The organism is Streptococcus sp. HMSC062D07 (assembly GCF_001814215.1).
Lineage (GTDB): Bacteria > Bacillota > Bacilli > Lactobacillales > Streptococcaceae > Streptococcus > Streptococcus infantis_I.
The window spans coordinates 63,022-84,946 of record NZ_KV815326.1 but is presented as its reverse complement, the minus strand read 5'-3'; the positions used below and the strand labels follow the sequence as shown (position 1 = coordinate 84,946).

The window sequence follows — 21,925 nt, the reverse complement described above, 5'->3', positions numbered from 1 at the left end:
CCTCCTTTTTATTGTATAATAAAGTGAGGTGATTAGATGATTTTAAAAATTTATAATGGAGAATATAGTTTGCAATGGAATGGAATATATCACTTAGCACTAATTAATTATCCAAATATCCAAGAGTGGGAATTAGAAAAGATTGCTAAATTTATAGCTTACGAAAAACTTCATAAACGCCAAACAAGTATCGAGTGTATTAATTCTTGTTTAAAAAAAGAGATTTTAGCTTACCTCTGTCAGCATCCTTTTCTGCAACCATTTACCCCTACAGATAAAAGAGTAGCCTCGACTTATGATCTACATAAGAGGTTAGTGACTTCAAATTATTGTAGTCATACTTGTACAGTTGAGGTGGCTCAGGCGATTTTTCAGACTGGAAAACTTATGTCGGCGGTAAAAATATTTGGTAAAAGTGGGGCTGAGCTAGTTACAGATAGTCGTAATGCAGCTTCTGATCCAGCAGACTATTTTGACTATATCATGTTCGGATGGTCTAATACGTCTTCGGGTTACCGACTCGCTATGGAGCGTTTGTTAGGACGGGCACCGTCTGAGGAGGAATTGCAAGAAAAGTTCATTCCTGGCGTTAGTTTTCATTTTCTGTATGAAGAATTAATTCAAGCGCCAGGTTATATCTTTGATGGCTATCATGTTGCGAAGGTAAGAGATAGTTTAGATTTGGATACGTGTATCATCCCGTCAAAAGATAAGGCTTGTTTTGAAGGTTTGATTCCTTGTCAATTACAAGATAGAGTGATTTACCTAGACTATGAGGGAGAAGGGTTACAGGCTTGGAATACCAAGGTTAATCAAGTGCTACAAAGTAAGGATAAGTTTAAGGAGTAGTGTATGAAAGAGATTGATCAAGCTCTACTGAAAAAAGTAATCATCGAGCGTCCTCGTTCTAGTCATAAGGGAGACTACGGTCGTCTTCTCTTGATTGGGGGAACGTATCCCTATGAGGGAGCGATTATTATGGCTGCTTTAGGGGCTGTTAGAAGTGGTGCAGGCTTGGTGACAGTAGCAACGGATGAAGAGAATATTCCAGCTCTACATAGCCATCTGCCAGAGGCTATGGCTTTTGACCTTGATGATAAGCAATTACTTGAGCAACAGTTGCAGAAAGCTAATATTGTCTTGGTCGGACCTGGACTAGTGGATGATGAGCGTGGAGAAGAGCTTCTCCAAACAGTCTTTCATCATTTAGTCCAAAATCAGACCCTCATACTGGATGGTGGTGCCCTATCCATTTTTGCTAAGACGGGAATGAAATTTCCTAAGGCTCAGCTTGTTTTAACTCCACATCAAAGGGAATGGCAAGTCTTGTCAGGCTTAGATTTGACTTCCCAAGGAACCGATGAAACAGGGGAGGCCTTGAAGAAATTTCCTACTGGGATGATTCTAGTTCAAAAAGGTCCTGCTACTCGAATCTGGCAAGCAGCTCAAGCTGATTGTTATCAACTGGGTGTTGGTGGTCCTTATCAGGCGACTGGGGGCATGGGAGATACCCTAGCTGGGATGATTGCTGGTTTTGCTGGTCAATTCCCACAAGTTAGTCTCTATGAAAGAGTGACGGTAGCGACCTATCTACATTCAGCCATTGCCCAAGAACTAGCTGAGGACAACTTTGTAGTTCTGCCAACCACGATTAGTCAACATATCCCTGCATTCATGAAAAAAATACAAAAAGACACCTGATTTTTTCAGGTGTCTTTTGATGATTAGAAGAGGCCTTTGACCTTATCTACAAGACCGTTAAGTCCTTCTGATCCTGAGACCAAAACTTGTGCTTGGCTTAGGTACTCACCGAGTTGGTCCTTGTTTTCATCAACAAACGTTTTTGCTGCAGAAAAATCTTTGTTCTCAATGAGTTCCTTTACTTGATTAAACAAATCTAATGGGTTCATGAGTTCCCTCCTTTTCTACAATTCTATCCAATCATTTTTTTCAAATCTTGCAAGAAACTTGACTCTTCAAATAAAGTTCAGGGGTGTCAAATGGTGCAAATTTTGATATAATTTTTAGTGATGAACTTTAGAAATAATCGGTATGTGGTTGTAGATTTAGAAGCAACAAGTACTGGAAGTAAGGCGAAAATCATCCAAGTGGGAATTGTAGTCATTGAAGATGGTGAGATTGTTGAACAGTATGCGACTGATGTCAACCCTCATGAACGCTTGGATTCTCATATCAAAGAATTAACGGGTTTGACTGATAAACGTTTGGCAAAGGCTCCAGAGTTTTCTCAGGTGGCTGGAAAGATTTTTGAACTGGTCAAAGACGGTATTTTTGTTGCGCACAATGTTCAGTTCGATGCTAATTTATTGGCAGAATTCCTCTTTTTTGAGGGTTATGAATTGCGCACGCCTCGTATCGATACAGTGGAGTTGGCTCAAGTATTTTACCCTCAGCTTGAGAAGTATAATCTCGGCATTCTTTGCCAAGAGTTGGGGATTCCTCTAGAGCAAGCCCATTCAGCCCTATCTGATGCCCAAGCAACAGCAGAACTCTTTCTTTGTATGAGACAAAAAATGTTTGGACTGCCAAAAGGGTTGTTGGAGCGCTTATTGAGTTTATCAGACAGCTTACTCTATGAATCTTACCTAGTCATCGAGGAAGTTTATCAGAAACAGTCTCTCCTCGTTGAGCATGATTTGGTAGAAGTGCAAGGCTTATTCTTAAGAAAAGAGAAGCCAGTCCTTTCTCCACGCAAACTCTCAAAAGATTTCCAAACTAATATTGCCTTGCTAGGTTTGGAGGAGAGAAGTCAACAAGAAGAATTTGCCCAAAAGGTTCAAGAGTTTTTACAAGGGGAAGCCATTTCCTTTATTCAGGCTCAAACAGGAATCGGGAAAACCTATGGTTACCTGCTACCGGCCTTGTCACTTGAGAATGAAGGGGGAATCCTACTCAGTGTTCCGACTAAAATCCTTCAAAATCAGGTGATGCAAGAGGAGGCAAAAAAACTAGAAGAGATTTTCCAAATCTCTATTCATAGTCTTAAAGGTCCTCAGAATTACTTGAAGCTAGATGCCTTTCATGCAGCGCTAGAGGAAGAAGAGTCCAATCGTTTGTATACTCGTTTCAAGATGCAACTTCTAGTTTGGTTGACAGAGACAGATACAGGAGATTTAGACGAGATTGGTCAGCTATATCGCTACCAGCAATTTTTACCGAACTTGGTACACGATGGTAATCTTCACAAAAACTCTCTCTTTTGGCTAGAGGATTTTTGGAAACGAGGTCAGGACAAGGCTCGTTCTTGCAAGTTGCTTGTGACCAATCATGCTTACTTAGTTACCCGACTTGAAGATGATCCGAGTCTTTTAGAAGGGCGTCTCTTGATTTTAGATGAAGCCCAGAAAGTCTTGTTGACATTGGAAAATCTTTCTCGTAAAACTTATTTGTTAACGGATTTGCTAGATCAACTAGACCAAGCTTTATCGAGAGAAGAAGGTATGCTTCAAAGACGCTTGCTAGAAAGTATTCGTTTTGAAGTTTCTTACCTACTCGATCAGTTTCTATCTGGTAAACGGAAGATGTGCCCAGCTAGTAGCATTGACAAGCTCCACCAAGATTTTTCTGAGTTGAATTTACCAGAATTTAAAGACTATCAGAGATTTTTTACATCTGAGGGAGAATTTTGGTTATCGAGTTCAGATGTGTCTAGTAAGAAGGTTGAAATCACTTCTAGTCGAAATCATCGGTTGCTCTTTTCTCAGATTTTCCCAGAATCCTGTCAACTTTTAGGAATCTCTGCAACTCTTGAAATTAGTAGTAGGGTTTCTTTACCAGAATTGTTAGGTTTTCCTCAAGCTGCCTTTTACTACATGGATAAACAGTTTCAGGAAAATCAGGAAATTTTATTAGTGAAGGATTTTCCGTTGGTGACAGAAATTTCATCTGAGGAATATGCACAAGCAATTGTAGAAGTTCTAGAAGAATTATTCCAGCTTGAAGAACCCATTCTAGTCTTATTTACTGCAAAAGATTTATTGTTGCAAGTTTCAGATGCTTTGAGGGTTCCCCATCTGGCCCAGTACAAGCACGGAGAACCAGCCCAATTGAAAAAACGCTTTGAAAGAGGCGAGCGTGAGCTCTTGCTTGGGGCGGGAAGTTTTTGGGAAGGTGTCGATTTTTCAAGACATCCGCGGGTTATTGAAGTGGTGACTCGTCTACCTTTCCAAAATCCAGAAGATCCCTTTACTAAAAAGATGAATCAAGAACTTCGTTTGGAAGGAAAAAATCCTTTTTACGATTATCAGCTTCCTATGGCCATTATTCGTCTTAAGCAAGCGATTGGACGAACCATGCGCCGAGTTGGTCAACGCTCCGCAGTTTTGATTTTAGATAGCCGTATGTCAAGTAAACGATATGGCAAACAAATCAGCAAGGCTCTGTCTCGTACCAGTCGAGTAAGGAATATTAGCCGAGAGCAAGTATTCTCAAAAGTTCAAGAATTTTTAAATAAACAATGAAATGAATACCTGAAAGAATGAAGGAGGCCTTTTATGAAACGTTCTCTCGACTCTAGGGTCGATTATAGTTTAATATTACCAGTATTTTGTTTGTTGGTGATTGGAGTTGTAGCTATTTATATAGCAGTTAGTCATGACTACCCAAACAATGTTTGGTCCATACTTGGACAACAACTGGCTTGGATATCGCTAGGGATTGTTTTTAGCTTCATAGTCATGTTTTTTAACACAAAATTTCTCTGGCAGTCCACGCCTTATTTATATGGACTCGGTCTAGCCTTGATGGTCTTGCCTTTAGTCTTCTACAAGCCGAGTTTAGTAGCTGCAACTGGTGCGAAAAACTGGGTGTCAATCGGTGGTTATACACTTTTTCAACCCTCCGAATTCATGAAGATATCCTATATTTTGATGCTGGCATACGTTATCGTAACCTTTACCAAGAAACATAAAGACAAAGAACGAACGATTGGTTTAGATTTTTTATTAATTTTGTGGATGATTGTTTTCACGATGCCAGTTATGGTTTTGCTAGCCTTGCAAAGTGACCTTGGTACAGCTATGGTTTTTGTCGCAATCTTTGCAGGACTTGTCTTATTGTCTGGTGTTTCTTGGAAGATTATTATTCCAATTTTTGTAGCAGTTGTATCGGCGATTGCAGGATTCCTAGCAATCTTTATCACAAAAGACGGGCGTGCCTTTATGCATCAGATTGGGATGCCAACTTATCAGATAAATCGTATCCTAGCTTGGCTCAATCCCTTTGATTATGCCCAAACGACTACCTATCAACAGGCGCAGGGTCAAATTGCGATTGGTAGCGGTGGAATTTTTGGTCAAGGCTTTAATGTGTCTAATCTCCTTATTCCAGTCCGCGAGAGTGATATGATTTTCACAGTAATTGCGGAAGATTTTGGATTTATTGGTTCAGTTGTAGTGGTTGCACTCTATCTACTGCTCATCTATCGCATGTTAAAGATTACCCTAAAATCCAATAATCAATTTTATACCTACATCTCAACTGGATTTATCATGATGCTCTTGTTCCATATCTTTGAAAATATTGGTGCGGTTACTGGTCTTCTTCCTCTGACAGGGATTCCTTTGCCCTTTATTTCCCAAGGGGGATCAGCTATTATCAGTAATCTAATTGGTGTCGGTTTGCTGTTATCGATGAGCTACCAAACCCATTTGGCTGATGAAAAGAGTGGTCGAACAAGATTCAAACGTAAAAAAGTTGTATTGAAAAAAGTGAAATAAGGAGGTCGCTATGCCTAAAGTTGCAGTTATCCTAGCAAATGGTTTTGAAGAAATTGAAGCCTTGACGGTCGTAGACGTCATGCGCCGCGCAAATATCACCTGCCATATGGTAGGATTTGAAGATAAAGTGACAGGTTCACATGCCATTCAAGTTCAGGCTGATCGAGTGTTTGATGGTGATTTATCAGAGTATGACATGATTGTCCTTCCAGGAGGTATGCCTGGCGCTGCCCACTTGCGGGACAATGAACAATTAATCACTGAACTTCAAAAATTTGAGAAAATCGGTAAAAAGGTGGCAGCCATCTGTGCTGCTCCAATTGCTTTGAATCGAGCTGGTCTCCTAGAAGGAAGAAACTTCACCTGCTATGATAGAGTCCAAGAACAAATTGCTGGCGGTCACTACCACAAAGAAACAGTCGTAGTGGATGGAAATATCATTACGAGCCGTGGACCAGCAACAGCTTTAGTCTTTGCTTACTACTTGGTTGAAACACTGGGCGGAGATGCTGAGTCTCTAAGAAATGGCATGCTCTACACAGACCTATTTGAAAAATAATGAACAAACGGAGGAGAATCTTTCTTGATGGAGAAGATTCTTCTCTTTTTTAATGGCAAAAACCAAGGTAAACATCGCTTTTTTTTATAAAAAATGGTATAATGAAGGGTATGAAATATCACGATTACATCTGGGATTTAGGTGGAACCCTGCTTGATAATTATGAAACTTCTACAGCAGCTTTTGTAGAAACATTAGCAGAGTTCGGGATTGAGCAGGAACACGATAGTGTTTACGAGGCTTTGAAGATATCGACTGCCTTTGCTATCGAAAAGTATGCTCCAGGTATTGAAAACTTTCTTGAGAAATATAAGGAAAATGAAGCCCGTGAGCTTGAACACCCAGTTTTATTTGATGGGATTCCGGCACTCTTGGAAGAAATATCAAACCAAGGTGGCCGTAATTTCTTGGTTTCTCATCGAAACGATCAGGTATTGGAGATTTTAGCAAAAACTGAGATAGCTCCTTACTTTACAGAAGTAGTGACGGCTAGTTCAGGTTTTAAACGCAAGCCTGATCCTGAATCGATGATTTATTTACGTGATAAGTATCATATAACGTCAGGTCTAGTCATTGGTGACCGTGCCATTGATGTAGAAGCAGGACATGCTGCAGGCTTAGATGCCTATCTCTTTGAGGATATTGTGTCCTTAAAACAAGCAATAGACATGTAAGAAAAAGGGGAAAAATGACAGAAGATATTAAAAACCAACAGGCACAAGATTATGATGCCAGTCAAATTCAAGTTTTGGAAGGTCTGGAAGCTGTTCGTATGCGTCCAGGGATGTACATCGGTTCAACTTCGAAAGAGGGTCTTCACCACCTAGTCTGGGAAATTGTAGATAATTCTATCGATGAGGCCTTGGCAGGATTTGCTAGTCATATCGAGGTCTTTATTGAACCTGATGATTCCATTACAGTTATCGACGATGGGCGTGGTATCCCTGTTGATATCCAAGAAAAAACAGGTCGTCCTGCAGTTGAAACAGTCTTCACAGTTCTTCACGCCGGAGGTAAATTCGGCGGTGGCGGATATAAGGTATCTGGTGGACTCCATGGTGTAGGTTCATCTGTTGTAAATGCTCTTTCTACTCAGTTGGATGTTCGTGTTCATAAAAATGGAAAGATTCATTACCAAGAATACCGTCGTGGTCATGTTGTTGCAGACCTTGAGGTGATCGGGGATACGGATAAAACAGGGACAATCGTTCACTTTACTCCAGACCCAGAAATTTTTACTGAGACAACGACATTTGATTTTGATAAATTAAATAAACGTATTCAAGAGCTAGCCTTTTTGAACCGCGGGCTTCAAATCTCTATCACTGACAAACGTGAAGGACTTGAACAAACTAAGCATTATCACTACGAAGGCGGGATTGCGAGCTACGTTGAGTACATCAACGAAAACAAGGATGTTATCTTTGATACACCAATCTACACAGATGGTGAAATGGATGATATTACAGTGGAAGTCGCGATGCAGTACACAACGGGTTACCACGAGAATGTCATGAGTTTCGCTAACAATATTCATACCCATGAAGGTGGAACACATGAGCAAGGTTTCCGCACAGCCTTGACTCGTGTCATTAACGACTATGCTCGCAAGAACAAACTCCTAAAAGATAACGAGGATAACCTTACAGGTGAGGATGTCCGTGAAGGATTGACTGCTGTTATCTCTGTGAAGCATCCAAACCCTCAGTTTGAAGGGCAAACTAAGACCAAACTTGGAAATAGTGAAGTTGTGAAGATTACCAATCGCCTCTTCAGCGATGCATTTTCTGACTTCCTTTTGGAAAATCCACAGATTGCTAAGCGAATCGTCGAAAAAGGGATTTTGGCTGCCAAAGCGCGTGTTGCTGCCAAGCGTGCGCGTGAAGTTACACGTAAGAAATCTGGTTTAGAAATTTCAAATCTTCCAGGAAAATTAGCGGACTGTTCATCAAACAATCCAGCTGAAACTGAACTTTTCATCGTCGAAGGAGACTCTGCAGGAGGTTCTGCAAAATCAGGACGCAATCGTGAGTTCCAAGCCATCTTACCAATTCGTGGTAAAATCCTTAACGTTGAAAAAGCGAGCATGGATAAGATTTTAGCTAATGAGGAGATTCGTAGTCTTTTCACAGCTATGGGAACAGGATTTGGCGCTGAGTTCGATGTTAGCAAAGCTCGCTATCAAAAACTGGTTATCATGACAGATGCTGATGTCGATGGAGCCCATATTCGCACTCTCTTGTTAACTCTGATTTATCGTTATATGAAACCCGTTCTAGAGGCTGGTTATGTTTATATCGCTCAACCACCAATTTACGGTGTCAAAGTTGGTAGTGAGATTAAAGAATATATTCAACCTGGCGCAGACCAAGAAATCCGCCTACAAGAAGCCCTGGCTCGCTACAGCGAAGGTCGTTCTAAACCAACCATTCAACGTTATAAAGGTCTTGGAGAGATGGATGACCACCAACTTTGGGAAACTACGATGAATCCTGAACATCGTCTCATGGCTCGTGTATCAGTAGATGACGCTGCAGAAGCAGATAAGGTTTTTGATATGCTCATGGGTGATCGAGTAGAACCACGTCGAGAATTTATCGAAGAAAATGCTGTTTACAGTACTCTTGACGTATAAAAATATTAGGAAATAGTTCCCAAGGTTTGAAAAATATGATATAATCATTACAATTGTGTCATGTATAAAAGGAGTTTGATATGTCAAATAATCAGTTGATTATTACTTTGATTGGAATTGCAGTCCTGCTTCTTATTTCTTTTACAGTAGCAATTTTGCTACGTAAACGAAATGAGAGTAGGCTTGCAGCTTTAGAAGAAAAAAAAGAAGAACTATATAACCTTCCTGTTAATGATGAGGTAGAGGTTGTAAAAAACATGCATCTGATCGGTCAAAGTCAGATTGCTTTTAGAGAATGGAACCAAAAATGGGTAGATTTGTCTCTTAACTCTTTTGCAGATATCGAGAATAACCTCTTTGAAGCTGAAGGATACAATAACTCATTCCGTTTCTTGAAAGCTAAGCACCAGATTGATCAAATTGAAAGTCAAATCCAACTTGTTGAAGAAGATATTGCAGCAATTCGTAATGCCTTGTCTGAGTTGGAAAAACAAGAGTCAAAAAATAGTGGACGTGTTCTGCATGCCCTAGATTTATTTGAGAAACTACAAAACACTGTAGCTGAAGATCCTGAAAAATATGGTCAAGCTCTTCCAGAAATTGAAAAACAATTGGAGAACATCCAATCTGAGTTTTCTCAATTTGTAACCTTGAATTCATCGGGAGATCCGGTTGAAGCAGCAGGCATTTTAGATAACGCTGAAAATCATATTTTAGCTTTGACACATATCGTTGAAAGAATTCCAGCGATTGTCACTAAGCTTACTACTGAATTGCCAGAACAACTTGAAGATTTAGAAGCAGGTTACCGCAAGCTTTTAGATGAAAACTACCATTTTGTAGAAACTGATATCGAATCTCGTCTTCAACTACTCTATGAAGCCTTGAAGAATAATCACGAAAATATCCGTACATTGGAGTTGGATAATGCAGAGTATGAAAACACTCAAATCCAGGAAGAAATCAATGCACTTTATGATATTTTCACACGTGAAATTAAAGCACATAAAGCTTTTGAGAAATTGGTAACTACCCTTCCTACCTATCTTAAACACTTGAAAGAAAATAATCAGGTACTGGTTAAAGATATCGAACGTCTTGGGAAAACCTATTTGATTTCAGAAAGCGATGTGAATCGAGTTCGTCGTCTTCAAGCTGATATCTCAGCCTTGAATGCTACTGTTGAAGAAATGAATAATGCAGAGTCAGAAGTTTCAGAAGCATATTCTGTCTTACAAGAACGTTTGGAAAATCTCCAATCTACATTAAAAGATATTGAAGATGACCAAATCGGTGTTAGTGAGCGTCTCGTTCAAATTGAAAAAGATGACATCAATGCTCGTCAAAAAGCAAATGTATATGTCAACCGTCTGCATACGATTAAACGCTACATGGAGAAGAGAAATCTTCCAGGAATTCCACAAAAATTCTTGAAGCTCTTCTTTGATGCAAGCCACAGTACAGAAGACTTGATGGCTGAGTTGGAACAAGCGCAAGTGAATATCGAATCTGTGAATCTTATCCTTGAGATTGCGACAAATGATATGAATATGTTAGAAGAAGAAACATACAGTATCGTTCAAAATGCAACATTGACAGAACAATTGCTTCAATATTCGAACCGTTACAGATCATTTGATGATCGTATTCAACAAGCTTTCCAAGAAGCTTTGAATATCTTTGAAACAACATTTGATTACCAAGCATCTTTCGAAAAAATCTCTCAAGCATTAGAAGTTGCTGAGCCTGGTGTTACCAATCGATTCGTTACTTCTTATGAAAAAACAAGAGAAAGTATTCGTTTCTAATTTATAAAAGAATCCTAGATTTTTCTAGGGTTCTTTTACTTTTCTTTACTTATTTTAAATCTTTCCCTGCCATGTTTTCATTGAAATTATAGTTCATATTTGATATGATAAGACTATGACAAAAAAGAGATTACCCCAGAATAAAGTAAAGAAGAAAAATAATAAAAAGCTTGGCACTCTTGTCTTGCTTTTGTTTCTAACAATGTTAGCACTCGGTAGTGTGATTACCTATAAAGTGTTGAACAAGCAAGCCTTTGAACAGAAGATTGAGAGTCTCAAGAAGGAAAAAGATGACGCCTACTCCCAAGGAAGTCAAAAAGAGCATTTCCGCAAAGAAAAATCTGAAATTATCACCTATTATCCACTAGTAGGAGACAGCCTTATTTCCTCTGTCAAAGATATCATCGTAAAAGACATCACTGACAAAGTAGAAGGTAAAGAACAGTTGATTTTTTATTACTCAGAAAAAGGGGATTCCACTTTAACTGGGGTTGAAAATCGTTTGATAAAAAAACAGGCCTATGACTTAGCAAATTCTAATGTCGTTGAATTAGAAAATACTACTTTAGACCAGCTGTATCTGAAAGAGGATGGCTCTATCTTTACCATGGATCAACTCTTTACAGACCCATCCACAGCTAAAGAAAAAATCCTTGAGGGTGTTAAGTCAGCTCTCCAAGATAAAAAAATAGAGCAATCAATTGTTGACCAAGTTTCAGCTGATTTCTCAGCTGCAGAATTGTCAAGCTGGAAGTTTGCTTACAAAGATAGTCAATTGGTTCTATATCCAGTCAAAGCAATGACTAATATAGAAGAAATAGCAATGCCTATTTCAGATTTCTTTGATTATATTCAAACATCCTATCTAACAGAGAAAGATGCTGAACTTTATAAGAAAGTTCAAGCGGAAAAACATAAAAAAGTGGTAGCTCTTACCTTTGATGATGGTCCTGATGGTAATACAACACCACAAGCCTTGGACATCTTAGCTAAGTACAAAATCAAGGCAACCTTCTTTGTACAAGGAAAAAATATTGCAGGTAATGAAGCTATCCTCAAACGTATGCAGGCTGAAGGGCACGAAGTTGGAAACCATAGTTGGAACCATCCAGTTTTAACACAACTCTCATTAGAAGATGCTAAGAAACAAATTACGGATACAGAATCAGCAATCACTAGTGTTCTCGGAAAGAGTTCAAAATTGATGCGCCCACCATACGGTGCCATCTCAGATGATATCCGTAATAGTCTCGATTTGAGCTTTATTATGTGGGATGTCGATAGCTTAGACTGGAAGAGTAAAAACGAAGCTGCTATTTTAACAGAAATTCAACGTCAGACGACTGATGGTTCTATTATATTGATGCATGATATTCACCAGACGTCAGTAAATTCACTACCAAAAGTTATTGAGTATCTGCAGGGACAAGGGTATAGCTTTGTTACAGTCTCTGAATTACTAGGGAATCGTGAAAAACCACATGAGATATACTATTCTCGAAACCAATAGTTGAAATTAAATTCAAATATTAGAAAAAAATTAAAAAAGATTATTTTTATCTTGACAAGTAGGGAAAAACTTGATATCATATACAAGATGAGAAAAGCAGAAGTGAGAACTTCTCGCCTTGCGACTAACGTTGTCTGGCCCCTACAGATCAAGTTTCAGAAATGAACTATAATCATGTAGAGCGGATTTGCGTTAGCAAGTCCGCTCTTGTTTTTCTCTAAAATAAAAAAAGAGGTGAAAACCATAGCAAAGCAAGACTTATTCATCAATGATGAAATTCGTGTACGTGAAGTTCGCTTAATCGGTCTTGAGGGCGAACAATTGGGTATCAAACCACTTGGTGAAGCGCAAGCACTTGCGGACGACGCTAATGTGGACTTGGTTCTCATTCAACCTCAAGCTAAACCTCCTGTTGCGAAAATTATGGATTACGGTAAGTTCAAATTTGAGTACCAGAAGAAACAAAAAGAACAACGCAAAAAACAAAGCGTTGTGACCGTGAAAGAAGTTCGATTGAGCCCAGTTATTGATAAGGGTGATTTCGATACGAAACTTCGCAGTGCTCGCAAGTTCCTTGAAAAAGGGAACAAAGTGAAGGTTTCCATTCGCTTTAAGGGTCGTATGATTACCCATAAAGAGATTGGAGCAAAAGTTTTAGCCGATTTCGCTGAAGCAACTCAAGATATTGCTATCATCGAACAACGTGCTAAAATGGATGGTCGTCAAATGTTCATGCAGTTGGCCCCAGCAACTGACAAGAAATAATCTGTCAGAAAGTTAAAAAAAGGAGAAAATATCATGCCAAAACAAAAAACACACCGCGCATCAGCTAAACGTTTCAAACGTACAGGTTCTGGTGGACTCAAACGTTTCCGTGCTTACACTTCTCACCGTTTCCACGGAAAAACTAAGAAACAACGTCGTCATCTTCGTAAAGCATCTATGGTGCATTCAGGAGATTTCAAACGTATCAAAGCAATGCTTACTCGCTTGAAATAATCGCGTATTTGTAAGTTAACAATTCTAGGAAATATTGGAGGAAATATAAATGGCACGTGTTAAAGGTGGCGTTGTATCACGCAAACGTCGTAAACGTATTTTAAAATTAGCAAAAGGTTACTATGGAGCTAAACACATCTTGTTCCGTACTGCAAAAGAACAAGTAATGAACTCTTACTACTATGCATACCGTGACCGTCGTCAAAAGAAACGTGACTTCCGCAAATTGTGGATCACACGTATCAATGCGGCAGCTCGTATGAACGGACTTTCATACTCACAATTGATGCATGGTTTGAAATTGGCTGAGATCGAAGTAAACCGTAAAATGCTTGCTGACTTGGCTGTTAACGATGCAGCAGCTTTCACAGCTCTTGCAGATGCAGCAAAAGCAAAACTTGGTAAATAATTATTCATAAGACTGGTGCAAGTTTGTTCCAGTCTTTTTTAAACAAAGGAGAAAAGATGGCTTCAAAAATGTTACATACTTGCTTGCGAGTAGAAAATCTTGAAAAATCAATTGCTTTTTATCAAGATGCTTTTGGATTTAAGGAATTGCGTCGTCTAGACTTCCCAGAACACGCTTTTACCATTGTTTATCTAGGTCTTGATGGTGATGATTATGAATTGGAGTTGACTTACAACTATGATCATGGACCTTATGTTGTAGGTGACGGTTTTGCTCACATCGCTCTAAGCACACCTGACCTTGAGGCTCTTCATAAAGAACATAGCGACAAGGGTTACGAAGTGACAAATCCAAATGGACTTCCAGGAACACAACCAAACTATTACTTTGTCAAAGATCCAGATGGATACAAGGTAGAAGTGATTCGTGAAAAATAATAAAAACTCCTCATTTATCAAATTGAGCGAGACAATTTCACCTGACTTAGAAAAATTTGATAGAGAGCAGTGTAGGTCATTTATGTTAGTTCTTTTCAGATAAATGTTAGCGTTTATCTGAGACTAATATAGATGGCTTTTTCTATCTAGCTTAATGTGACAAATTGGGATATAATAAAAATAATTAAACAAATTAGTGGGAGAAAAAAATGTCAGACCAAAATCCAAATGTAGAGCTAAACAAAGAAGAAGATAAACTAATTGTAGAGGATAATTTAGTTGAAGATATGAAGAATGGTCCAAAAGCAGTCAAGAAAGCTTCGACTCTTCTATCTTTCTCATTTTATTTAGCACTTGCCTATATACTTCTATTTATAACTCTTGCTTTATTTACTGCTCCATGGGGAATTGTATTCTTGATTTTTCTAGGTCCTAATTTAATTGCTTACGTTATAGCAACTTTTTTAACTCGGATAGGAATTAAGAAAGTAAATAGAAATTTCTTGTATGCGAGTGCAGGATTTTATTTGCTCTCAGGACTTTTGGCATTCGACCCAGATTGGGAGATGTTTAGGGTCTTTCCTTATCTCTCACTAGTTCTAGTTTTAATCGGAATATTTTTAACGAAAGATACAAGTAACTAAGTTAAAAAAGCTAGGCGCAACTCTTCTTCGAACTTATTTCATATCATAAAACCATAGCCTTTAAGGCTGTGGTTTTTTAGTTTAATGATTAGAAAGAAATTGTGTTTCTATTTTTTAAAATGGTATAATAGAAAAAGAAAAAGGGAGGTGAGAAAGAATGATTGCCCAACTGGATACGAAAACTGTCTATAGTTTCATGGAGAGTATGGTTTCAATCAAGAGATATGTCAGCCTTGGGAAGGAATATGGCTATTCATCACTTGGAATCATGGATGAAGACAATCTCTATGGAGCCTATTATTTCATCAAAGAATGCCAGAAACAAGGAATTCAGCCTTTATTAGGCCTTGGGATGACAGTTCATTATAAAGAAGAAGTGCTTAATCTACGTTTTCTAGCCTTGTCAAACCGAGGTTATCAAAACCTGATGAAGTTGTCGTCTTTAAAGATGACAGGTAAAAAAGAATGGGCTGATTTCTATTCCTACCTTGAAGATATTTGTGTTATTGTTCCTTACTATCCTGAAATTGATTCCTTGGACTTGGGGCATGACTACTATATCGGAGTGTATCCAGATACACCTCAATCGAATTTTTCTCACCCCATTCTCCCTCTTTATCGTGTTAACTCTTTCGAGTCTGAGGATTTAGAAGCTCTACAGATGCTTAAAGCGATTAAAGAGAACGTGACCTTGAGAGAGGTTGATGTTCAATCTCAACAGGGCTTGTTTTTGCCTGCTGAACGTCTTGAACAGTTTTTTCTAGAGAAGTTTCCAATCGCACTGGATAATCTTGCAAGATTGGTCAAGGATACTTCCTACGAGATTGATAGTAGTCTCAAGCTTCCACGTTTCAATCCAGAAAGACCTGCTGTTGAGGAACTTCGGGAAAGAGCTATCAAGGGCTTGGAAGAGAAAGGTTTACTAGATTCAGTTTATCAGGTACGTTTAGAAGAAGAACTATCTGTGATTCATGATATGGGATTCGATGACTATTTCTTGGTTGTCTGGGACCTCTTACGTTTTGGTCGTTCTCAAGGTTATTATATGGGGATGGGACGCGGATCCGCAGTTGGAAGTTTAGTGGCCTACGCTTTAGATATCACTGGAATTGATCCTGTAGCTAAAAATCTTATCTTTGAGCGCTTCTTAAATCGTGAACGCTACACCATGCCAGATATCGATATTGATATTCCAGATATCTATCGCCCTGAGTTTATTCGTTATGTTCGTGACCGTTATGGTAGTATCCACGCTGCGCAGATTGTCACTTACTCGACCTTTGGAGCCAAGCAAGCCATCCGAGATATCTTCAAACGTTATGGTGTCCCTGAGTATGAGTTGACAGCTATTACAAAAAAAATAGGTTCTAAAGATACTCTAACGACAGCCTATGAAGGAAATCTTGGTTTTAGACAACTCATTCAAAGTAAGATTGAGTACCAAAAGGCCTTTTCTATTGCTAAAAAGATTGAAGGATATCCACGACAGACTTCTATCCATGCAGCTGGAGTCGTTATCAGTGATAAAAATCTAACAGATTATATCCCTCTCAAGTATGGCGAGGATATGCTGATTACCCAATATGATGCGCATGGAGTTGAAGGAAATGGCTTGCTCAAGATGGATTTCTTGGGCCTACGAAACTTAACCTTCGCTCAAAAAATGCAGGAGCTCTTATATGAAACTCAAGGTATTTCACTAAGAATTGAGGATATTGATCTTGAAGATAAGGCAACCTTAGCCCTCTTTGCTGCAGGTAAGACCAAGGGAATCTTTCAGTTTGAACAACCTGGAGCCATACGCTTATTGAAACGAGTGAAACCACAAAATTTTGAAGAAGTAGTGGCGACGACTTCCTTGAACCGACCAGGTGCGAGCGACTATATAGATAACTTTGTTGCCAGAAAACATGGTAAAGAAAAGGTTACGGTTCTGGACACTGTGCTAGAAGATATCTTAGCTCCGACCTATGGCATCATGCTCTACCAAGAACAGGTGATGCAAGTAGCTCAACGCTATGCAGGTTTCAGTCTTGGAAAAGCCGATATCTTGCGTCGTGCTATGGGGAAAAAGAATGCGGCTGAGATGCATCGAATGGAGGAGAGTTTTATTCAAGGCGCTCTCGAAAAAGGGCATGGACAAAAACAGGCTCAAGAAGTTTTTGCCGTAATGGAAAAATTTGCCGGTTATGGTTTTAACCGTTCGCACGCTTATGCATATGCTGCCTTAGCCTTTCAGCTTGCCTACTTTAAAACACATTTTCCAGCAATCTTCTATCAGGTCATGCTCAATTATGCCAGCGGGGATTATATCCTAGATGCGCTTGAAATGGGCTTTGAATTAGCTCCGCTTTCTATCAATACGGTTCCATATCAAGATAAACTAGCAGATAAGACAATTCATCTAGGACTTAAGAGTATTAAGGGAATGCCTCGTGATTTTGCCTACTGGATTATCGAGCATCGTCCATTTAGCAGTGTTGAAGATTTTATCACACGATTACCCAAAAATTATCAAAAGATTAGCCTCTTAACCCCTTTAGTGGAAGTAGGTCTTTTTGATGGATTTGATAAAAATCGTCAAAAAATCTTAACCAATCTACCAACTCTATTTATCTTTGTAGAAGAATTAGGTAGCCTCTTTGCGGATTCTAGCTATAGTTGGACAGATACAGAGGATTTTTCAAATATTGAAAAATTCCAAAAAGAGCAGGAATGGTTAGGAGTTGGCATCAGCCAACACCCATTGCTGGTTTTAGCGAAGAATCCTTTGTATCCTATTGTGAGTTTATCTGAGCTTTCCGAGGGACAGACAACAGCTACAGTGCTCGTTGAAATTCAGTATATCCGAGTGATTCGAACTAAAAAAGGTGAAAACATGGCCTTTTTGAAAGTTACCGATAGTAAAACAAGTCTGGAGGTCACTGTTTTTTCTGAACAGTACCGCCAATTTAAAAATCTCTTGCACGAAGGAAGTTTCTATTACCTAAATGGGAAAGTTCAAGCTAGGGACGGACGTCTTCAATTAGTTTTAAATAATTTAAAAGAGGCAGTGAGTGAGCGTTTTTGGATTCAAGTTCCCAATCATGACCACGATTCTGAAATTTATCATATTTTAGATCAGTACAAGGGACAAATTCCTGTTGTCATTCGTTATGAAAATGAACAAAAAAATGTTCTTTTGCCTGGTTATTTAGTTGCAAAAGACGCTGGCTTACAAGAATCTTTAAAACAGATTGTCATGAAAACGATTTATCGTTAAAAATCAATGAAAATAAAAGAATTTTAACTTTAAATATGGTATAATCAGTTAGAATGTTAAAAGAAAAAGGAGCAAAACCAAATGAAACGTATTGCTGTTTTGACTAGTGGTGGAGATGCCCCTGGTATGAATGCTGCCATTCGTGCAGTTGTTCGTCAAGCAATCTCAGAAGGAATGGAAGTTTTTGGTATCTATGATGGATATGCTGGTATGGTTGCTGGTGAAATTTATCCACTTGATGCTGCTTCAGTAGGAGACATCATTTCACGTGGTGGTACTTTCCTTCACTCTGCTCGTTACCCTGAGTTTGCAAAACTCGAAGGTCAACTTAAAGGGATTGAGCAATTGAAAAAACACGGTATCGAAGGTGTCGTAGTTATCGGTGGTGACGGTTCTTATCATGGAGCTATGCGCTTGACTGAGCATGGATTCCCTGCTATCGGACTTCCAGGAACAATTGATAACGATATCGTAGGTACAGACTTTACAATCGGATTTGACACTGCAGTAACAACTGCTATGGATGCGATCGATAAGATTCGTGATACATCGTCAAGTCACCGTCGTACTTTCGTCGTTGAAGTAATGGGACGTAACGCTGGTGATATCGCTCTTTGGGCAGGTATTGCAACTGGTGCTGACGAAATCATCATCCCTGAAGAAGGTTTCAAATTTGAAGATATCGTAGCAAGCATCAAAGCTGGATATGAACACGGTAAAAAACACAATATTATCGTTTTGGCAGAAGGTGTCATGTCAGCAGCTGAATTTGGTCAAAAACTAAAAGAAGCTGGCGATACAAGTGACCTTCGTGTTACAGAACTTGGTCACATCCAACGTGGTGGTTCACCAACTGCTCGTGACCGTGTATTGGCATCTCGTATGGGAGCACACGCTGTTAAACTCCTTAAACAAGGAATCGGTGGTGTCGCTGTCGGTATTCGTAACGAGAAAATGGTTGAAAATCCAATTCTTGGAACAGCAGAAGAAGGAGCTTTGTTTAGCCTAACAGCTGATGGTAAAATTGTCGTTAACAACCCTCATAAAGCTGATCTTGAACTTTCTGACTTGAACAAGAGCTTGTCATAATCAACTTTAACTAATCTGGTAAAATGACCATTAAAGGTCGAATTATATAAAGGAGTCACAAAAATCATGAACAAACGTGTAAAAATCGTTGCAACTTTGGGTCCTGCGGTAGAAATCCGTGGTGGTAAAAAATTCGGTGATGATGGATACTGGGGTGAAAAACTTGATGTTGAAGCTTCAGCTAAAAACATTGCTCAATTGATTGAAGCAGGAGCTAACACTTTCCGTTTCAACTTCTCACACGGTGACCACCAAGAACAAGGTGACCGTATGGCAACTGTTAAACTTGCAGAAAAACTTGCAGGTAAAAAAGTTGGTTTCCTTCTTGACACTAAAGGTCCAGAAATCCGTACTGAATTGTTCGAAGGTGAAGCTAAAGAGTACTCATACAAAACTGGTGAAAAAATCCGTGTTGCAACTAAACAAGGAATCAAATCAACTCGTGAAGTGATTGCATTGAACGTTGCTGGTGCTCTTGATATCTATGATGACGTTGAAGTTGGTCGCCAAGTATTGGTTGACGATGGTAAACTTGGTCTTCGCGTTTTAGAAAAAGACGACGCAAGTCGTGAATTCATCGTTGAAGTTGAAAATGACGGTGTTATTGCTAAACAAAAAGGTGTAAACATCCCTAACACTAAAATTCCTTTCCCAGCTCTTGCTGAACGTGATAACGCTGATATCCGCTTCGGTCTTGAACAAGGTATCAACTTCATCGCAATCTCATTCGTTCGTACTGCAAAAGACGTAAACGAAGTTCGTGCTATCTGTGAAGAAACTGGTAACGGTCACGTTCAATTGTTCGCTAAGATTGAAAACCAACAAGGTATCGATAACTTGGACGAAATCATTGAAGCTGCTGACGGTATCATGATTGCTCGTGGTGACATGGGTATCGAAGTACCATTCGAAATGGTTCCAGTTTACCAAAAAATGATCATCACTAAAGTAAACGCTGCTGGTAAAGTTGTTATCACTGCAACAAACATGCTTGAAACAATGACTGAAAAACCACGTGCGACTCGTTCAGAGGTATCAGACGTATTTAACGCTGTTATCGACGGAACTGACGCTACAATGCTTTCAGGTGAGTCTGCAAACGGTAAATACCCACTTGAGTCTGTTCGTACAATGGCTACAATCGACAAGAACGCTCAAACTCTTCTTAACGAATACGGACGTTTGAACTCAGATACATTTGAACGTAATTCTAAGACAGAAGTTATGGCATCAGCAGTTAAAGATGCAGCAAACTCAATGGATATCAAATTGGTTGTTACATTGACTAAGACTGGTCACACAGCACGTTTGATCTCTAAATACCGTCCAAATGCTGACATTTTGGCAATTACTTTCGATGAATTGACTGAACGTGGATTGATGTTGAACTGGGGTGTTATTCCAGTAACAACTGAACGTCCTTCAAATACTGACGATATGTTTGAACTTGCTGAAAAAATTGCTGTTGAGCAAGGTTTGGTTCAATCTGGTGACGATATCATTATCGTAGCTGGTGTGCCACTTGGAGAAGCTGTTCGTACAAACACAATGCGTATCCGTACTGTACGTTAATCAAAAAAACAAAAACCTATCTCATCAAGCTTTCGAGCTTATGTGATAGGTCTTTTTTTGTTGTAGAATATAAAGGAATTAAAAAAACTCTCTGGAAAACCAGAGAGCATGAGAGGCATCTCCATGTAAGAAACTGGTTCACACAATTTCTCAAGGTCCGCTCCTGCGTTATGACCTCCTTTGCGCAATTGTAGCTCTCGCTACATATCGACTCATCGCAGACTATATTGTACTATAGGGTCAATACTTTGTCAAGAAAAAAACAGCTCCTCAGATAGGAACTGCTGAATGATGCTAATTGCCGGGATCGAACCGGCGACCTCATCCTTACCATGGATGCGCTCTGCCTACTGAGCTAAATCAGCTTACTTTGAAAGTATACTATAGATTTAAGCTTTTGTCAATATACTAAATAGTATCTTAATTCATTGAAAAAAGCCCAAGTTTATTGCTTGGGCTTGTGAAGATTAGACTATTGTAATTGCTCTCTCTTTTTATCTGGGTTCCAAACAAAACTTGCAACAAAGGTAAAGAGGATTGTCAGAATTCCGATTATAATTGCTAGAATCAAGGCAGGGATACGGATGAGCCACCACAGTGGATTTGGCTTTTTATTGTTGTGCCACTGTTTTGTTTCCTCATCCAGGCGTTGAAATTCAGATTGGATACGGTCTGCAACCATCTCAATTCCCTCATCATTCATCTTTTTAATATCTGAGATATCAATCGGATTTCCGAAGTTCATATCAATACGTTCACGGCTGACAAGTCCTTTTAGAGTCATAGGGCCAGTATAAGTAACTGGCATGATGCGAACCTTAGCCATCTTCGCGATGAGGGCAACACCACCCTTAACATCGTTAGAATGACGACTACCACTTGGAAACATAATCAGTGAGCGATTGCTCTTTTTTAGAACATTAATTGGATATTTGATAGCAGAAGAACCTGGGTTATCACGGTCGATAGGGAAAGCACCACACATGCGAATCCACCAACCAAAGATGCGATTTGAAAAGAGTTCTTTTTTTGCCATAAAGACAAATTGCTTTGGTTTTGTTGCAAAAGCCATATATACTGGATCCCACCAGGTACGGTGTGGCGCAACAAGGATATAGTTTTCATCTAAACTTGGAATTTTTTCAGTATTGTGAAAGTGAGCATTTCCATTGATTGACCATAGAATCAACATAACCAGCCCACGCAGATAAGTATAAAACATGATGTCTCCTTCAGTTCTCTTTCTTTTATTATACCTTATCA

The 21,925-nt window shown here is 39.2% G+C and carries 19 protein-coding genes, 1 tRNA gene and 1 other annotated feature; of the genes, 17 read left to right on the top strand and 3 right to left on the bottom strand.

Going from position 1 to position 21,925, the window contains the following annotated elements; genetic code table 11:
• Positions 1-36 precede the first annotated feature (36 nt).
• Both HMPREF2957_RS03615 and HMPREF2957_RS03610 read left to right on the top strand, forming a co-directional pair.
• Entirely contained in the window at positions 37-849 is an 813-nt protein-coding gene (locus HMPREF2957_RS03615) for a phosphate ABC transporter ATPase (protein WP_070677567.1), read from the top strand.
• Between the two features lie 3 nt (positions 850-852).
• A complete protein-coding gene (locus HMPREF2957_RS03610; protein WP_004253838.1) occupies positions 853-1,701 on the top strand; it encodes an NAD(P)H-hydrate dehydratase in 849 nt (282 codons plus the stop codon).
• 23 nt (positions 1,702-1,724) lie between these two features.
• On the opposite strand, the gene HMPREF2957_RS03605 is transcribed toward HMPREF2957_RS03610, so the two are convergent.
• Entirely contained in the window at positions 1,725-1,910 is a 186-nt protein-coding gene (locus HMPREF2957_RS03605) for a hypothetical protein (RefSeq protein WP_070677566.1), read from the bottom strand.
• 120 nt (positions 1,911-2,030) lie between these two features.
• Between HMPREF2957_RS03605 and HMPREF2957_RS03600 the strand changes: the two genes are divergently transcribed.
• The 15 genes from HMPREF2957_RS03600 to pyk all read left to right on the top strand — a co-directional run bounded on the left by HMPREF2957_RS03600 (position 2,031) and on the right by pyk (position 20,662).
• A complete protein-coding gene (locus HMPREF2957_RS03600; RefSeq protein ID WP_070677770.1) occupies positions 2,031-4,481 on the top strand; it encodes a bifunctional DnaQ family exonuclease/ATP-dependent helicase in 2,451 nt (816 codons plus the stop codon).
• Positions 4,482-4,514: 33 nt separating this feature from the next.
• Positions 4,515-5,738, top strand: coding sequence for an FtsW/RodA/SpoVE family cell cycle protein (locus tag HMPREF2957_RS03595; protein ID WP_070677565.1), 1,224 nt, complete (start codon positions 4,515-4,517; stop codon positions 5,736-5,738).
• Between the two features lie 10 nt (positions 5,739-5,748).
• Positions 5,749-6,297: a DJ-1 family glyoxalase III gene (locus HMPREF2957_RS03590; RefSeq protein WP_070677564.1), complete on the top strand. Its 549-nt coding sequence runs from the start codon at positions 5,749-5,751 to the stop codon at positions 6,295-6,297.
• Between the two features lie 110 nt (positions 6,298-6,407).
• Positions 6,408-6,971 carry an HAD family hydrolase gene (locus HMPREF2957_RS03585; RefSeq protein ID WP_315940885.1) on the top strand — a complete coding sequence of 188 codons (564 nt, stop codon included), beginning with the start codon at positions 6,408-6,410 and terminating at the stop codon, positions 6,969-6,971.
• Between the two features lie 14 nt (positions 6,972-6,985).
• Complete coding sequence (gene gyrB, locus HMPREF2957_RS03580) at positions 6,986-8,932, top strand: DNA topoisomerase (ATP-hydrolyzing) subunit B (protein ID WP_070677562.1); 1,947 nt, start codon at positions 6,986-6,988, stop codon at positions 8,930-8,932.
• A gap of 80 nt (positions 8,933-9,012) precedes the next feature.
• Entirely contained in the window at positions 9,013-10,740 is a 1,728-nt protein-coding gene (gene ezrA / locus HMPREF2957_RS03575) for a septation ring formation regulator EzrA (RefSeq protein ID WP_070677561.1), read from the top strand.
• A 115-nt stretch (positions 10,741-10,855) separates the two neighbouring features.
• Entirely contained in the window at positions 10,856-12,250 is a 1,395-nt protein-coding gene (gene pgdA, locus HMPREF2957_RS03570) for a peptidoglycan-N-acetylglucosamine deacetylase PgdA (protein WP_070677559.1), read from the top strand.
• An 88-nt stretch (positions 12,251-12,338) separates the two neighbouring features.
• Positions 12,339-12,469, top strand: a sequence feature (ribosomal protein L20 leader region).
• A gap of 15 nt (positions 12,470-12,484) precedes the next feature.
• The gene (infC, locus tag HMPREF2957_RS03565) at positions 12,485-13,015 is read left to right on the top strand and encodes a translation initiation factor IF-3 (RefSeq protein WP_004253871.1); all 531 of its coding nucleotides are present in this window, start codon (positions 12,485-12,487) and stop codon (positions 13,013-13,015) included.
• 33 nt (positions 13,016-13,048) lie between these two features.
• The gene (gene rpmI / locus HMPREF2957_RS03560) at positions 13,049-13,249 is read left to right on the top strand and encodes a 50S ribosomal protein L35 (RefSeq protein WP_001125942.1); all 201 of its coding nucleotides are present in this window, start codon (positions 13,049-13,051) and stop codon (positions 13,247-13,249) included.
• A 49-nt stretch (positions 13,250-13,298) separates the two neighbouring features.
• Positions 13,299-13,658 (top strand): 50S ribosomal protein L20, encoded by a 360-nt coding sequence (gene rplT, locus HMPREF2957_RS03555; protein WP_000124834.1) that lies wholly within the window; start codon positions 13,299-13,301, stop codon positions 13,656-13,658.
• Between the two features lie 56 nt (positions 13,659-13,714).
• Positions 13,715-14,095, top strand: coding sequence for a lactoylglutathione lyase (locus HMPREF2957_RS03550; protein WP_004253875.1), 381 nt, complete (start codon positions 13,715-13,717; stop codon positions 14,093-14,095).
• A 209-nt stretch (positions 14,096-14,304) separates the two neighbouring features.
• A complete protein-coding gene (locus HMPREF2957_RS03545; protein WP_070677557.1) occupies positions 14,305-14,739 on the top strand; it encodes a hypothetical protein in 435 nt (144 codons plus the stop codon).
• A 157-nt stretch (positions 14,740-14,896) separates the two neighbouring features.
• Positions 14,897-18,001 carry a DNA polymerase III subunit alpha gene (locus HMPREF2957_RS03540; RefSeq protein ID WP_070677555.1) on the top strand — a complete coding sequence of 1,035 codons (3,105 nt, stop codon included), beginning with the start codon at positions 14,897-14,899 and terminating at the stop codon, positions 17,999-18,001.
• A gap of 81 nt (positions 18,002-18,082) precedes the next feature.
• Positions 18,083-19,090 carry a 6-phosphofructokinase gene (gene pfkA, locus HMPREF2957_RS03535; protein ID WP_004253883.1) on the top strand — a complete coding sequence of 336 codons (1,008 nt, stop codon included), beginning with the start codon at positions 18,083-18,085 and terminating at the stop codon, positions 19,088-19,090.
• A gap of 66 nt (positions 19,091-19,156) precedes the next feature.
• Complete coding sequence (pyk, locus tag HMPREF2957_RS03530; protein WP_070677553.1) at positions 19,157-20,662, top strand: pyruvate kinase; 1,506 nt, start codon at positions 19,157-19,159, stop codon at positions 20,660-20,662.
• Between the two features lie 292 nt (positions 20,663-20,954).
• Here pyk and HMPREF2957_RS03525 read toward each other — a convergent pair.
• A tRNA-Thr gene (locus tag HMPREF2957_RS03525) sits at positions 20,955-21,027 on the bottom strand.
• A 107-nt stretch (positions 21,028-21,134) separates the two neighbouring features.
• Positions 21,135-21,884, bottom strand: a complete 750-nt coding sequence (locus HMPREF2957_RS03520; protein WP_006152498.1) for a lysophospholipid acyltransferase family protein — start codon at positions 21,882-21,884, stop codon at positions 21,135-21,137.
• Positions 21,885-21,925: the final 41 nt, after the last annotated feature.

Bases quoted from the DNA above. Each gene is read 5' to 3' on its own strand.
- rplT (WP_000124834.1), top strand. From the start codon at position 13,299: ATGGCACGTGTTAAAGGTGGCGTTGTATCACGCAAACGTCGTAAACGT.
- rpmI (WP_001125942.1), top strand. From the start codon at position 13,049: ATGCCAAAACAAAAAACACACCGCGCATCAGCTAAACGTTTCAAACGT.
- HMPREF2957_RS03595 (WP_070677565.1), top strand. From the start codon at position 4,515: ATGAAACGTTCTCTCGACTCTAGGGTCGATTATAGTTTAATATTACCA.
- gyrB (WP_070677562.1), top strand. From the start codon at position 6,986: ATGACAGAAGATATTAAAAACCAACAGGCACAAGATTATGATGCCAGT.
- HMPREF2957_RS03615 (WP_070677567.1), top strand. From the start codon at position 37: ATGATTTTAAAAATTTATAATGGAGAATATAGTTTGCAATGGAATGGA.
- HMPREF2957_RS03590 (WP_070677564.1), top strand. From the start codon at position 5,749: ATGCCTAAAGTTGCAGTTATCCTAGCAAATGGTTTTGAAGAAATTGAA.
- pfkA (WP_004253883.1), top strand. From the start codon at position 18,083: ATGAAACGTATTGCTGTTTTGACTAGTGGTGGAGATGCCCCTGGTATG.
- pyk (WP_070677553.1), top strand. From the start codon at position 19,157: ATGAACAAACGTGTAAAAATCGTTGCAACTTTGGGTCCTGCGGTAGAA.
- HMPREF2957_RS03520 (WP_006152498.1), bottom strand. From the start codon at position 21,884: ATGTTTTATACTTATCTGCGTGGGCTGGTTATGTTGATTCTATGGTCA.
- HMPREF2957_RS03610 (WP_004253838.1), top strand. From the start codon at position 853: ATGAAAGAGATTGATCAAGCTCTACTGAAAAAAGTAATCATCGAGCGT.
- HMPREF2957_RS03540 (WP_070677555.1), top strand. From the start codon at position 14,897: ATGATTGCCCAACTGGATACGAAAACTGTCTATAGTTTCATGGAGAGT.
- pgdA (WP_070677559.1), top strand. From the start codon at position 10,856: ATGACAAAAAAGAGATTACCCCAGAATAAAGTAAAGAAGAAAAATAAT.
- ezrA (WP_070677561.1), top strand. From the start codon at position 9,013: ATGTCAAATAATCAGTTGATTATTACTTTGATTGGAATTGCAGTCCTG.
- HMPREF2957_RS03600 (WP_070677770.1), top strand. From the start codon at position 2,031: ATGAACTTTAGAAATAATCGGTATGTGGTTGTAGATTTAGAAGCAACA.
- HMPREF2957_RS03545 (WP_070677557.1), top strand. From the start codon at position 14,305: ATGTCAGACCAAAATCCAAATGTAGAGCTAAACAAAGAAGAAGATAAA.
- HMPREF2957_RS03605 (WP_070677566.1), bottom strand. From the start codon at position 1,910: ATGAACCCATTAGATTTGTTTAATCAAGTAAAGGAACTCATTGAGAAC.
- HMPREF2957_RS03585 (WP_315940885.1), top strand. From the start codon at position 6,408: ATGAAATATCACGATTACATCTGGGATTTAGGTGGAACCCTGCTTGAT.
- HMPREF2957_RS03550 (WP_004253875.1), top strand. From the start codon at position 13,715: ATGGCTTCAAAAATGTTACATACTTGCTTGCGAGTAGAAAATCTTGAA.